The sequence below is a fragment of the Pseudooceanicola endophyticus genome, assembly GCF_018760365.1.
Lineage (GTDB): Bacteria > Pseudomonadota > Alphaproteobacteria > Rhodobacterales > Rhodobacteraceae > Pseudooceanicola > Pseudooceanicola endophyticus.
On sequence record NZ_JAHIAB010000003.1, the window covers coordinates 68,134 to 81,105 of the forward strand.

Below are 12,972 nucleotides of genomic sequence, written 5' to 3' on the forward strand. Positions count from 1 at the left end.
GCATGACGAACAGAATCGTCTTTAGAAGGACCCTCCGAATGATGACCCCGCCGCTGCAATTTGGATGGGAAGAATGGCTCTCCCTGCCGGAGCTGAACGTGCCCGCCATCCTCGCCAAGGTGGATACCGGCGCGCGGACCTCGGCGCTGCATGCCTCCGATATCGAGGTCATCGGCCATGCCGAAAGCCCGCTGGTGCGCTTCACCCTCTATCCGGTGGCCGACAATGACGAGGTGAAGGTGCAATGCACCGCGCCGCTGGTGGACCGCCGCGATGTCACCTCTTCCAACGGCGAGAGCGAGCAGCGCTTCGTCATCCGCACCCGCATCGAGGTGGCCGGGCAGGGCTGGCCGATCGAGATCACCCTGACCGACCGCAGCACGATGGCAAGCCGGATGCTGCTGGGCCGTCAGGCGCTGCTGGACCACATCACCGTGCTGCCGACCGCCCGCCGCCTTCAGGCCGAGCTGGGCTATGGCGCCTACGACCTGCCCCAGCCCGAACCCGAGCCCGAGCGGCGCGGCCTGCGCATCGCCGTGCTGACGCGCGAGGACAACTACACCACCCGCCGCCTGGTCGAGGTCGGCAAGGCGCGCGGTCACCGGGTGGACCGGATCGACACCACACGCTGCTTCATGGCGATCAACACCCTGGCACCCGAGGTCTATTACGACGGAGAGCGCCTGCCGCGCTATGATGCGGTGATCCCGCGCATCGGCGCCTCGATCACCACCTATGGCGCCGCCGTGGTCCGCCAGTTCGAGACGCTGGGCACCTATTGCGTCAACGGATCCGAAGGCATCACCGCCTCGCGCGACAAGCTGTTCGCGCATCAGCTGCTGGCACGCGCCGGCATCGGAATGCCCGATACCGCCTTTGCCTCCTCTCCGAAGGACACCCGCAACCTGATCGAACTGGTGGGCGGCGCGCCGCTGATCGTCAAGCTGCTGTCCTCCTCTCAGGGCAAGGGCGTGGTGCTGGCGGAAACCAAGAAGGCGGCGGAAAGCGTGATCTCGGCCTTCCGGGGGCTGAAGGCCAACTTCCTGGTGCAGCATTTCGTCCGCGAGGCCGCCGGAGAGGACATCCGCTGCCTGGTGATCGGGGGCAAGGTGGTGGCGGCGATGAAGCGCAAGGGGGCAGAGGGCGATTTCCGGTCGAACCTGCACCAGGGCGGATCGGGCGAGCCGGTGAAGATCACCCAGCAGGAACGCCGCGTCGCGGTGAAGGCGGCGCGCACCTTCGGGCTGAACGTCGCCGGGGTGGACCTGCTGCGCGCCCATGACGGCCCCAAGGTGCTTGAGGTCAACTCCTCTCCGGGGTTCGAGGGGATGGAAGCCGTGACCGGCAAGAACCTTCCCGAGATCCTCTATCAGGACATCGAGGCCCGGCTGAAGCGGAACGCCTAGGCGGGGGCGGCCAGTGCGCCGGCCAATTCCGCGCTGAACAGTCCCAGCAGCGCCGAGGCCGGGGCGGGATCGCGGGTCGCCTGCACGAAGAGGGTGGCCAGCGCCGCCTGCCCGGGCAGCAGCGCCCGCAGCCGCCCGGCCCGCAGATGCGCCTCGGCGTAATGGGTGGGCAGGTAGCCCAGGTAGCGCCCCGAGAGGATGAACATCGCCTGGGCCTCGATGTTTGAGGCCTCTGCGCCCGAGCGGGCACCGGGAAAGCGGCTCAGCTCATGGGGGCCGGCATAGGGGCGGGTCACGAAGGGATGGCGGGCGATCTCCGCCTCGGTGATCCGGGCGCTGGCGAACAGCGGATGGGCGCGGGCACAGTAAAGCAGATGCGCCTCGTCGCGCAGCGGGCTCAGGCACAGCCCGGGCCGGGGGCCGGGATCGGGCAGCAGCGCCAGATCCAGCGTGCGCGCCTGCAGATCGCCCAGCAGCCGGTCGGGGCTGTCGATGCGGATCTCGACCCGGGCCTGGGGTGCGCGCCGCGCGATGCGGTCCAGCACCTCGGGCAGGGGCCAGCCGGGATCGCTGAGCGTGTTGTCCACCAGCCCAAGCCGCAGCGTGCCGGTGATCTGCCGCCTGAGGCCCCCCACGTGATCCTCGAACAGCGCCAGCGCATCGAACAGCGCATCGGAGCGGGCATGGACCTCGACGCCGCGCTCGGTCAGGGCAAAGCCGCCCCGGCCGCGCTGGCACAGCCGGAAGCCCAGCCGGTCCTCCAGCGCCTTCAAATGGAAACTGACGGCGGATTGCGACAGGCCAAGCGCCTCCTGGGCGCCGGCAAAGCCGCGATGCGCCACCACGGCGCGGAACACGGCAAGGGCACGCAGGTCGCTCTGGGCCAGTTTCATCGAATGCATCCAAATTTCTGATGTAAACATCAGTACCCAACGATTTTTCCCATGCAAGTCCCGCGCTAGGGGGAAGGAAACCTGTTGCCCCTTCCGGAGAGACCCATGGCCCATGATTACGACAGCGGGCGGCTGAACCTGCCCTTCGTCGGCATTTCGACCTTCGCGAAATCCCCCTATGTGCAGGACTGGTCCGCCATCGAGGCCGATGTCGCCGTGATGGGCGCGCCCTTCGACAGCGGCACCCAGTGGCGCGCCGGGGCACGCTTCGGGCCGCGCGGCATCCGCGAGGCCTCGACGCTGTTCTCCTTCGGTCATGCCGGGGCCTATGATCACGAGGACGACGTGACCTATCTTGAGGGGGTGCGCATCGTCGATATTGGCGATGCCGACATCATCCACACCGACACCCTTGGCAGCCATGCCAATATCGAGGCCGGGGTGCGCGCGATCCTGAAGGCCGGGGCGCTGCCGGTGGTGCTGGGGGGGGATCATTCCATCAACATCCCCTGCATCAACGCCTTCTCGGAGCAGGAGCCGGTGCATCTGGTGCAGATCGACGCCCATCTGGATTTCGTCGATGAACGCCACGGCGTGCGCTTCGGCCATGGCAGCCCGATGCGGCGGGCCTCGGAAAAGCCCTGGGTCAGCGGGCTGACGCAGCTGGGGATCCGCAACGTCTCCTCCACCGCGAAGGAGGGGTACGAGGCCGCCCGCGCCAGGGGATCGGACATCCTCTCGGTCCGTCAGCTGCGCGCGCTGGGGGTGGAGGCGGTGCTGGAGCGCATTCCCGCCGGGCGCCGCTACTACCTGTCGATCGACATCGACGGTTTCGACCCCTCGATCGCGCCCGGCACCGGCACGCCTAGCCATGGCGGGTTCCTCTATTACGAGGTGCTGGAGCTGATCGCCGGGCTGGCGCAGCGCGGGCCCATCGTCGGCATCGACCTGGTCGAGGTGGCGCCGGATTACGACCATACCGGCAGCACCGCGATCCTTGCCGCACAGATCCTGCTGAATGCCATTGGCCGGATTTTCGCGGCGCGGTCCCCTCTGGGCCGATAATGGGAATCTTTGGGTCCGAGTGTTGAGATAATATCGGTTTCAGGGCCTCAGAAATGTCCGTTGACCGGACTTTTTGGCGGCCCCTGTGCCTGTCTGATTTGCACGGCGCGGGCCGTGCTTCCCGCCCAGATTGTATTTTCGCGACCGGCCCGGGGCAAATCCGCCGCGGGCCGCGCAGGTGCTTGGAAGCCCCGGTTTTTACCGCTAAGGCCAAGGCCGCGGCCGCGGGCCGACAGGGGTTTCAGCAGCAGAGTGCATATGACAGACAGAGAGTCCTCCGCCACCGGGATGATCCGCCTCGAAGAGGAATGGCGGATGCTTCAGCAGCAGACCTCGGCAGAGGTTCGGGCCCGGCTGGCAAGGATCGTGCTTGCCCAGGCGCCCCGCATCGTGGAGGAATTCTACGGCGTGCTTCAGCAGGACGGGGAGGTCAACCAGCTGGTGCCCGACGCGCTTGTGCAGTCACGGCTGGCCACGACCTTGCGGGACTGGCTGCTGGCGCTGTTTCCCGGCGATGAGGCGCCGGACTTCTACACCATGGCCGCGACCCAGGCGACCGTCGGCGGCATCCACGCGCGGATCAACCTTCAGGTGGCCCATGTCAACCGGGCCTGGCGCCAGCTGGGGGCGCGGCTGCAGGCGGCGATCATCCTTGAGGGCGGGGCCCCGGACGAGACGCTGGTAGCGATGCTGCGGCTGCTGAACGGCACGCTGAACATGGCCTTCGAACTGATGGCGAGCGCCTATACCCGCGACAATCGCCGCGCCGCCAAGAGCGAGGAGGCCTACCGGCTGTTCTCGCTTGGCCAGAACCTGTCGCAGGAGCGCGAGGCGCAGCGCGCGGCGATCGCGGAATGGACCCAGAGCGTGCTGTTCCGCATCACCACCCAGCATGGCACCGGGCGGCGGGTGCCGCTGTGGCAGTCGGAATTCGGGCTCTGGCTGACCCACCGCGGCAGCGTGATCTTCGACGGTATCGCCGAGCTGGACCAGGTGCGCGACGCGATCGACGACATCGACAACACGATCCTGCCGCACCTGGCAAACGAGGGGGCGAATGCGCCGGAGATGCTGTTGCGGCTTCAGGGCCGGATCAGCGAGGTGAAGGCGCTGCTGGGCGAATGTTTCGGCGCCGCCACCCGGATCGAGGGCGGCCACGACCCGCTGACCCGGATGCTGAACCGTCGCTTCATGGACACCATCCTCGCGCGGGAGCTGACGCTGGTGCGCAAGACCGACAAGCGGCTGACGGTGCTGATGATCGACATCGACAATTTCAAGCGAATCAACGACCGCTATGGCCATGCCGCCGGCGACACCGTGCTGGCGCTCTGTGCCCGGGCGGTGATGGATGCGGTGCGGATCAGCGATTTCGTGTTCCGCTACGGCGGCGAGGAATTCCTGCTGGCGCTGGTCGAAACTTCGGAGGCGGAGGCCCTGGGCATGGCCGAGCGCCTGCGCGCGGCGATCGGCGACCTTCAGATCCCGCTGGGCGACGGAGAGCTGGTGCGTGTCACCGCCTCGGTCGGGCTGGCCGAATACAAGGGCCATCCCGATTACCTGCGGCTGGTCAAGGCAGCCGACGAGGCGCTGTACCGCGCCAAGCAGAACGGCCGCGACCGGATCGAGACCGCCGGCTGAGGCGGTTGCGATCCGGTCCGGGGACCCCGTTCAGCCGTTCAGCGCATCGCCTTCGGCAACCAGTGCTGCCAGTTCCTCGTGGGTCATCGGGATGCCGGGGAATTCGGTCAGCATGGCGAAAGGGGTGCTGTAGATGCTGTTGCGGCCCGCCGGGTCGTTCAGCAGGTCCCCGGCGCGGCCCTTGACGCCGCCGCGCGCGGCAAACAGCGCCCGGATGCGCGGCCCCATCACAGGGTGTTCCATCCAGTCGCCGAACAGGGACCAGGGACCCAGCACCACCGGCAGCGCCTCGCCGGGGACGGTGCAGGTGGCGCTCAGGCGGATGTCGCGGGACGAGGCGCCGATGCGGACCTCCAGCGCGCCGCCCGGGAAGATCCAGCGTGCCAGTTCGCTGTGCCAGTGCGCCAGGTGGCGGCGCGGCACGGCGACCTCGACGGTGCGGGCCTCTCCGGGGGAAAGGTGCAGTTTCTGCCAGCCGCGCAGCTCTTGCGGGGGGGTGACAAAGCCGTTGCCGGGGGCGCTGACATAAAGCTGGACCACTTCCGAACCGGCCCGCTCGCCGGTGTTGCGCAGGGTCAGACGGGCGCGCAAGGCGATCTCGTCCTGCGGGTCGCAGACCTCAAGGTGCAGGTCCTCGTAGGCGAAGCTGGTGTAGCTCAGGCCGTGGCCGAAGGGGTAATCGACCGCGATGTCGCGGGCGTCGTAGTAGCGGTAGCCGACAAAGATCCCCTCCGAATAGGGGGCATGCTGATGCGCCCCGGCGAAATCCAGGTAGGCGGGGCTGTCCTTCAGGCGGCGCGGAATGGTCTCGGTCAGGCGACCGCCGGGGGCGGTGTCGCCCAGCAGAACGTCGCTGATGCTTTCTCCCTGGGCCTGGCCTGTCAGCCAGAATTCCACGATGGCGGCGGCGCCGTCGCGCCACTGGGCGGTGGTGACCACGGCGCCGTTGACCAGCGAGACGACGACCGGCGCGCGCAGCGTGCCGGCGCGGCGGGCCTCGTCCAGCGCGGCCAGAAGCGCCAGCTGCTGTTCCGGCAGGTCGATATGGCTGCGGTCGCTGCCCTCGGCCTCGGCGGCATCGGTCAGCCCGAGGACCAGCAGCACCACGTCTGCGCCCTCGGCCAGCTGCACCGCCTCGGCCAGCAGCGCGGGATCGGCGGGGCCGGGTTCCAGCCCGTAGCCCGGGGCAAACCCGGTGCTGGCGCCGGCGGCCTCCAGCCGGGCGTCGAGCGTGCCCAGAACCGGCGAGACCTGCCGGGCATTGACCCGCGAACTGCCGGCGCCCTGAATGCGCGGGGTGCGCGCCAGCTCGCCCAGCAGGGCGAAGCGCTGGCCGGGCTGCGGGGCCAGCGGCAGGATGCCGTCGTTCTTCAGCAGCACGGTCGATTCCGCGGCCGCCCGGCGCACCAGCGCGTGATGGGCCTGCGGGTCCGGCGCGGGGGTGTCGCCCGGGGCGGTGCGTTCGGCCAGCTGGCGCAGGGTCGCGACCACCTCGTCCAGCCGGTCGGGCGTCACCCGGCCCTCGGCCAGCGCAGCTTCCAGCACCGGGCCCACCGGCCCGCCGGGCATCCTGAGGTCCATGCCCGCCATCAGCGCCGCGGGCGGATCGTAGACCCCGCCCCAGTCCGAGATGATCAGCCCGTCAAAGCCCCATTCGCCGCGCAGGATGTCGCTCATCAGCCGCGCATCCTGAGAGACATGGGTGCCGTTGATCCGGTTGTAGGAGGTCATGATCGACCAGGCGCCCGAGCTTTCCAGCGCGATCTGGAAGTTGCGCAGGTAGATCTCCCGCAGGGTGCGCTCGTCCATGTCGGCGCTGATCCGGTTGCGGTCGGTCTCCTGGTTGTTGGCGGCGAAATGCTTGAGGCAGGCGCCGACACCCTGGCTCTGGATGCCCCGGGCCGAGGCCCCGGCCAGGCGCCCCGACAGCAGCGGATCCTCGGCGTAATATTCGAAGTTGCGCCCGCAAAGCGGGCTGCGCTTGAGGTTCAGCCCCGGGCCCAGCACCACGTCGACACCGCTGGCGCGGGCCTCTCGGGCCAGGGCCGCGCCGACGCTTTCGATCAGCGCCTCGTCCCAGGACGAAGCCAGGGTGACGGCCGGGGGAAAGCAGGTGGCCGGGGCGCTGCGTTCCAGCCCCAGGTGATCGGGGTTCTCGTCATCCTGCACCCTCAGACCATGCGGACCGTCGGCCAGGCGCAGCGCGCGCAATCCGGTTTCGGGTTCGGCATGGGTGGTCCAGTAGTCCCGCCCGCGCGAGAATTTCAGCCGGTCGGCACCGGGCAGGCCGGAGGACGGGGCCGGATGGGCGGGGGCGGTCTTGCTGGTCATGGGATCCTCGGATCGGGCAGGGTGGGAAGGGCTCCTGCAACAGGTCATGGGGATCGAAGAATTTCAAACCGGACCGATGGTCAGGTCGGCGCGGACGCGGGCACCTGCCCAATGCTTGATCACCGGGGGCTGCGGGGCCGGGACGGGGTGGTTGCGCAACGCCTTCCGCTGGGTCAAGAAACGCTTTACAAAAAGCATTAAATAATACTTAATCTCCCGCACGAACATCTGATGTTCGAAGGGAGGAAATCAATGAAACTAAAAGCAACGCTCCTTGCGGGCGCCGCTGTCCTGTTGCCGGTGCTGGCGCAGGCGGGGGACCTGACCGTGGGCTTTTCCCAGATCGGATCGGAATCCGGCTGGCGGGCCGCCGAGACCACGGTGACGAAACAGCAGGCCAAAGAGCGCGGCCTGACGCTCAAGTTCGCGGATGCCCAGCAGAAGCAGGAAAACCAGATCAAGGCGCTGCGGGGCTTCATCGCCCAGGGCGTCGATGCGATCCTGCTGGCGCCGGTGGTGGCAACGGGCTGGGACCAGGTGCTGGAAGAGGCGCGCGACGCCGAGATCCCGGTGATCCTGCTGGACCGGACGGTGGATGCCCCGCAAGAGCTGTACCTGACCGCCGTCACCTCGGACCTGGTGCACGAGGGCGCGGTGGCGGGCCAATGGCTGGTCGACGCGGAGGCAGGGGAGGACTGCCGCATCGTCGAACTGCAGGGCACCACCGGCTCGTCCCCGGCGCTGGACCGCAAGAAGGGCTTCGAACAGGCCATCGCGGATCACCCGAACCTGAAGATCGTGCGCTCTCAGACCGGGGACTTCACCCGCAGCCAGGGCAAGGTGGTGATGGAAAGCTTCCTCAAGGCCGAGGCCCCGGGCAGTATCTGCGCGCTTTACGCCCATAACGACGACATGGCGGTGGGGGCGATCCAGGCCATCAAGGAGGCGGGGCTGCAACCCGGCAAGGACATCAAGATCGTGTCCATCGACGGCGTGCCCGATGCCCACCTGGCCATTGCCCACGGCGAGATGAACGCCACGATCGAGCTGACGCCGAACATGGCGGGCCCGGCGCTGGATGCGCTGGAAGCCTATCTGAAGGACGGCACGGCGCCGCCGAAATGGATCCAGACGGAGTCGCGCCTGTTCACCGCCAAGGACGACAACATGGCGATCTACGAAGAGAAGAAGACCCTCGGCTACTGAGGCGCCGCCGGGCTGTCCCGGGAACGGGGCAGCCTGGCCCGGTGCCATGCGGGTGCCGGGCCCTTCCCGTTGTCAGATCCGAGGTGAGCCGATGTCTGTTCCCATCCGCCCCCTGCTTCACGCCAGGGGGATCAGCAAGTTCTTTCCCGGCGCGGTGGCGCTCGACGCGGTCGAGCTGAAGCTGAACCCCGGCGAGGTCCACGCCCTTCTGGGCGAGAACGGTGCCGGAAAATCGACCCTGATCAAGTGCCTGACCGGCGCCTACCGGCGCGATGGCGGCACCGTGACGCTGGACGGGCAGGACGTGTCCCCGGCCAGCACCAACGAGGCCCAGGCGCTTGGCATCGGCACGGTCTACCAGGAGGTCAACCTGCTGCCCAACCTGACCGTGGCCGAGAACCTGTTCCTGGGTCGCCAGATGACCCGCTTCGGGCTGGTGCGGCGGCGGGCGATGAATGCCCGGGCCCGCGCCGTGCTGGAGGATTACGGCCTCAGCATCGATCCGGCCGAGCCGCTGACCTCCTATTCCGTGGCGGTGCAGCAGGTGGTGGCGATTGCCCGCGCGGTCGAGATGTCGGGCAAGGTGCTGATCCTCGACGAACCGACCGCCTCGCTTGACCGCGACGAGGTGCAGCTGGTCTTCGGGGTGATCCGCCGCCTGAAGGCACGCGGGCTGGCCATCGTCTTCGTGACCCATTTCCTGGACCAGGTGTTCGAGATCTGCGACCGCGCGACGATCCTGCGCAATGGCCGGGTGGTGGGCGAACGCCTGCTTGAGGCGGTGCGCCCCGACGATATCGTGACGCTGATGCTGGGCCGCCAGCTGGAGGCCCGGGTGCAGGCGCGCCGCAGCGGCCCCGGCGGAGAGGTGCTGGTGGAGCTTGAGGGGCTGGGCCGGCGCGGCATGTTGGAGCCGGTCAGCCTGAGCATCCGTGCCGGAGAGGTGGTGGGGCTGGCGGGGCTGCTGGGCTCGGGACGGACGGAACTGGCGACGCTGCTGTTCGGCGCGGTGGCCGCCGACAGCGGCACGGTGCGCAAGCGCGGTCGGGCGCTGCGGCTGGCGCGTCCTCGCGATGCCATCGCCGCCCGATTTGCCCTGTGCCCCGAGGACCGCAAGACCCACGGCATCGTCGCGGACCTGTCGGTGCGCGACAACATCCTGCTGGCGCTGCAGGCCCGGCAGGGCTGGATGCGCCCGGTGCCGCGCGCCCGCGTCAACGAGATCGCCGAGCATTACCGCCGCGCGCTCGACATCCGCGCCGCCAGCCTCGACATGCCGATCCGGCTGCTGTCGGGGGGCAATCAGCAAAAGGCGCTGCTGGCGCGCTGGCTGGCGACCCGGCCCGACCTGCTGATCCTGGACGAACCGACGCGCGGCATCGACGTCGGCGCCCATGCCGAGATCATCGCCCTGATCGAGCGCCTGCGCGAGGAGGGCATGGCGCTGCTCATTGCCTCGTCCGAGCTGGAAGAGCTGGTGGCCTATTCCAGCCGCGTCGTGGTGCTGCGCGACCGCCGCCAGGTCGGCGCGCTGGAAGGCAGCCGGATCACCCCCGACAACATCATCGGCGCCATTGCCGCGCAGACGCCCCAGACACCGCAGGAGGTGCCGGCATGATTTCCCAGACAACGCCTTCGGTCTTCAAGCGGGTGCTGCCGCAGCTGGTCATCCTGGCGGTGGTGCTGGCCTGCAACCTGGCAGTCTTCCCGGGCTTCTTCGCGCTTTCGGTGCATGACGGCCGGGTCTTCGGCAACCTGGTCGACGTGCTGAACCGGGGCGCCCCGGTGGCGCTTCTGTGCATCGGCATGACGCTGGTCATCGCCACCCGGGGCATCGACCTGTCGGTGGGTGCGGTGATGGCGATCGCCGGTGCGGTGGCGGCCTCCGTGCTGGCCGGGGGGCAGGGCTGGGGCACGGCGCTGCTGGGCGCGCTGGCGGCGGGTCTGCTGTGCGGGCTCTGGAACGGCGTGCTGGTGGCGGTGCTGCGCATCCAGCCCATCGTGGCGACGCTGGTGCTGATGGTCGCCGGGCGCGGCATCGCCCAGCTGATCACCGAGGGCACCATCCTGACCTTCCTCGATCCCGGGATGATCCGGCTGGGGGCAGGGACCGTGCTGGGCCTGCCGACGCCGATCTGGATCTGGATCGGCCTGGGCGCTCTGGTGATCACGGTGGTCCGGCGCAGCGCCCTTGGGATGCTGATCGAGGCCATCGGCATCAACGAGGCGGCCTCGCGGCTGGCCGGCATCAACAGCCGGGTGCTGCTGATCTGCGTCTACGGTGTCACCGGGTTCTGCGCCGCGCTGGCCGGGGTGATCGTGGCCGCCGACATCAAGGGGGCGGATGCCAACAATGCCGGCCTCTGGCTGGAGCTGGATGCCATCCTGGCGGTGGTGATCGGCGGCAATTCCCTGCTGGGGGGGCGGTTCTCGATCCTGGCCTCGCTGCTGGGGGCGCTGATCATCCAGTCGGTCAATGCCTTCATCCTGCTGTCGGGCCTGCCGCCCGAGTTCAACCTGATCATCAAGGCGGTGCTGATCCTGGCGATCCTGGTGATCCAGTCGCCGAAGGTGGGCCATGCGCTTTACATGCTGCGCGCCGGCGGCCTGCCGCTGGGCGGGCGCACCAAGGCGCGCAGCCCGCTGACATCCAAGGAGGAGAAGGCGCAATGATCCGCGCGACCCATCTGCCGCTGCTGGTGACGCTGCTCACCTTCGTCCTGGCCTATGCGCTCTGCGCCGCGCAGTATCCCGCGATGCTGTCCAGCCGGGTGATCGCCAACCTGCTGACCGACAATGCCTTCCTGGGCATCGTCGCGGTGGGCATGACCTTCGTCATCCTGTCGGGCGGGATCGACCTGTCGGTCGGATCGGTGATCGCCTTCACCGGGGTCTTCCTGGCCGTGGTGCTGCGCGACAGCGCGATGCCGCCGCTGCTGGCCTTTGCCCTCGCGCTGCTCATCGCCACCGCCTTCGGTGCCGCCATGGGGGCGATCATCCACTACCTGGAGATGCCGCCCTTCATCGTCACCCTGGCGGGGATGTTCCTGGCGCGCGGCGCGGCCTATGTGCTCTCGACCGAAAGCGTGCCCATCGACAATGCGCTCTACGACACCCTTCAGGCGCTTTATATCCGGGCGCCGGGGGGCGGGCGGTTCCGGCTGATCGGGGGGATCATGCTGGCGGTCTTCCTGGCGGGGGCGCTGGTGCTGCACCGCACCCGGCTGGGCCAGAACGTCTATGCCCTGGGGGGCGGGGTCGCCACCGCACGGCTGATGGGGGTGCCGCTGGCGCGCACCACGATTGCGATCTACGCGATCTCGGGCGGGCTGGCCGGGCTCGCCGGCATCGTCTTCTCGCTCTATACCTCGGCGGGCTATTCGCTGGCCACCGTCGGCGTGGAGCTGGACGCCATCGCCGCCGTCGTCATCGGCGGCACGCTGCTGTCGGGGGGCTACGGCTATGTCGCCGGGACCTTCTTCGGCATCCTGATCATGGGGCTGATCCAGACCTACATCGTCTTCGACGGCACCCTGTCGAGCTGGTGGACAAAGATCGTGATCGGTGCTCTGCTTTTCGCATTCATCCTGCTGCAGAAAGGTCTTACGTGGGCGACGACAAGCCGAAGGAAAGTTCTGTCTGGCTCCGCCGCGCCATCATGACAGTGGTCTCTCCGGATGCCCGCCGGGCGCGGGCGTCCAACCATACCTCCTCCGTGGTCGAGCAGCTCGGCCGCGCCATCGTGGCCGGGGAATACCCGGCCGAGACCATGATCCCCCTCGATCCCGACCTGTGCGAGATGTTCGACGTCTCGCGCACCGTGATCCGCGAGGCCAAGAAGACCCTGTCGGGCAAGGGGCTGATCCAGTCCAAGGCCAAGGTCGGCACCCATGTCCGCCCGCCCGACGACTGGAACATGTTCGACGAGGACGTGCTGCGCTGGCACAGCGCGCTGCGCAGCCCCGGGCGTTTCTACGACGAGCTGCTGGAGATCCGGCTGATCTTCGAACCCGCCGCCGCCGCCAGCGCCGCGCGCCATGCCAATGCGGGCGACTGCGCGCGGCTGTTCTCGCTCTGCGACCTGATGGAAACCTCGGACAACCGCGCCGATTTCGCCGTCGCGGATTACGAGTTCCACAAGCAGGTGCTGCGGCTGTCGGGCAACCGCTTCCTCGGCTCGCTGGGGGACATGGTGCAGACCGCGCTCTATGCGCTTTTCCTGGTGGAGGGAGAGCAGAACTTCCTGGCGATCCGCGCAGAGGTGGCGCAAAGCCACCGCGAGATCGCCCGCGCCATCTGCGGTGGCCTGCCCGGACCGGCGGGCGCGGCGATGGAGCGCGTGATCCGCGACGGTCACGCCCGCACCACCGGGACCGCGGGCTGAGGGCAGGGTTGCGGACCCCGATCCGGGGTCTTGATCCGGGGGGCGC

10 protein-coding genes are annotated in these 12,972 nt (G+C 68.6%); 8 read left to right on the forward strand and 2 right to left on the reverse strand.

All coding sequences use genetic code 11. The features are described from left to right. Nucleotides 1-38: 38 nt before the first annotated feature. Nucleotides 39-1,406, forward strand: coding sequence for a 30S ribosomal protein S6--L-glutamate ligase (rimK, locus tag KM176_RS06665; protein WP_236045209.1), 1,368 nt, complete (start codon nucleotides 39-41; stop codon nucleotides 1,404-1,406). Here the strand turns inward: rimK and KM176_RS06670 are convergent. Continuing rightward, entirely contained in the window at nucleotides 1,403-2,308 is a 906-nt protein-coding gene (locus KM176_RS06670; RefSeq protein ID WP_160892672.1) for a LysR family transcriptional regulator, read from the reverse strand. The two genes, rimK and KM176_RS06670, sit on opposite strands and share 4 nt — an antisense overlap. A gap of 96 nt (nucleotides 2,309-2,404) precedes the next feature. Here KM176_RS06670 and speB point away from each other — a divergent pair, with 96 nt between their 5' ends. Beyond that, entirely contained in the window at nucleotides 2,405-3,364 is a 960-nt protein-coding gene (speB, locus tag KM176_RS06675) for an agmatinase (RefSeq protein ID WP_160892674.1), read from the forward strand. Nucleotides 3,365-3,622: 258 nt separating this feature from the next. Further along, a complete protein-coding gene (locus tag KM176_RS06680) occupies nucleotides 3,623-5,005 on the forward strand; it encodes a GGDEF domain-containing protein (protein ID WP_160892676.1) in 1,383 nt (460 codons plus the stop codon). Nucleotides 5,006-5,035: 30 nt separating this feature from the next. Here the strand turns inward: KM176_RS06680 and KM176_RS06685 are convergent, their stop codons facing one another. Further along, complete coding sequence (locus KM176_RS06685; RefSeq protein WP_160892678.1) at nucleotides 5,036-7,336, reverse strand: glycoside hydrolase family 3 C-terminal domain-containing protein; 2,301 nt, start codon at nucleotides 7,334-7,336, stop codon at nucleotides 5,036-5,038. Nucleotides 7,337-7,588: 252 nt separating this feature from the next. Here KM176_RS06685 and ytfQ point away from each other — a divergent pair, with 252 nt between their 5' ends. From ytfQ to KM176_RS06710, 5 genes are all read left to right on the forward strand, one after another. Further along, a complete protein-coding gene (ytfQ, locus tag KM176_RS06690) occupies nucleotides 7,589-8,542 on the forward strand; it encodes a galactofuranose ABC transporter, galactofuranose-binding protein YtfQ (protein ID WP_160892680.1) in 954 nt (317 codons plus the stop codon). 91 nt (nucleotides 8,543-8,633) lie between these two features. Next, complete coding sequence (locus KM176_RS06695) at nucleotides 8,634-10,160, forward strand: sugar ABC transporter ATP-binding protein (protein WP_160892682.1); 1,527 nt, start codon at nucleotides 8,634-8,636, stop codon at nucleotides 10,158-10,160. After that, nucleotides 10,157-11,215: an ABC transporter permease gene (locus tag KM176_RS06700; protein WP_160892684.1), complete on the forward strand. Its 1,059-nt coding sequence runs from the start codon at nucleotides 10,157-10,159 to the stop codon at nucleotides 11,213-11,215. The genes KM176_RS06695 and KM176_RS06700 overlap by 4 nt, the downstream gene beginning before the upstream one ends. Then, nucleotides 11,212-12,204, forward strand: coding sequence for a galactofuranose ABC transporter, permease protein YjfF (yjfF, locus tag KM176_RS06705; RefSeq protein ID WP_202397744.1), 993 nt, complete (start codon nucleotides 11,212-11,214; stop codon nucleotides 12,202-12,204). The genes KM176_RS06700 and yjfF overlap by 4 nt, the downstream gene beginning before the upstream one ends. Further along, nucleotides 12,150-12,926, forward strand: a complete 777-nt coding sequence (locus KM176_RS06710) for a FadR/GntR family transcriptional regulator (protein WP_311136139.1) — start codon at nucleotides 12,150-12,152, stop codon at nucleotides 12,924-12,926. The genes yjfF and KM176_RS06710 overlap by 55 nt, the downstream gene beginning before the upstream one ends. The last annotated feature ends 46 nt before the right edge of the window (nucleotides 12,927-12,972 follow it).

What these genes read in the sequence shown, in the direction of transcription:
- rimK (WP_236045209.1), top strand. Translation starts at nt 39, where the DNA reads ATGATGACCCCGCCGCTGCAATTTGGATGGGAAGAATGGCTCTCCCTG.
- KM176_RS06670 (WP_160892672.1), bottom strand. Translation starts at nt 2,308, where the DNA reads ATGCATTCGATGAAACTGGCCCAGAGCGACCTGCGTGCCCTTGCCGTG.
- speB (WP_160892674.1), top strand. Translation starts at nt 2,405, where the DNA reads ATGGCCCATGATTACGACAGCGGGCGGCTGAACCTGCCCTTCGTCGGC.
- KM176_RS06680 (WP_160892676.1), top strand. Translation starts at nt 3,623, where the DNA reads ATGACAGACAGAGAGTCCTCCGCCACCGGGATGATCCGCCTCGAAGAG.
- KM176_RS06685 (WP_160892678.1), bottom strand. Translation starts at nt 7,336, where the DNA reads ATGACCAGCAAGACCGCCCCCGCCCATCCGGCCCCGTCCTCCGGCCTG.
- ytfQ (WP_160892680.1), top strand. Translation starts at nt 7,589, where the DNA reads ATGAAACTAAAAGCAACGCTCCTTGCGGGCGCCGCTGTCCTGTTGCCG.
- KM176_RS06695 (WP_160892682.1), top strand. Translation starts at nt 8,634, where the DNA reads ATGTCTGTTCCCATCCGCCCCCTGCTTCACGCCAGGGGGATCAGCAAG.
- KM176_RS06700 (WP_160892684.1), top strand. Translation starts at nt 10,157, where the DNA reads ATGATTTCCCAGACAACGCCTTCGGTCTTCAAGCGGGTGCTGCCGCAG.
- yjfF (WP_202397744.1), top strand. Translation starts at nt 11,212, where the DNA reads ATGATCCGCGCGACCCATCTGCCGCTGCTGGTGACGCTGCTCACCTTC.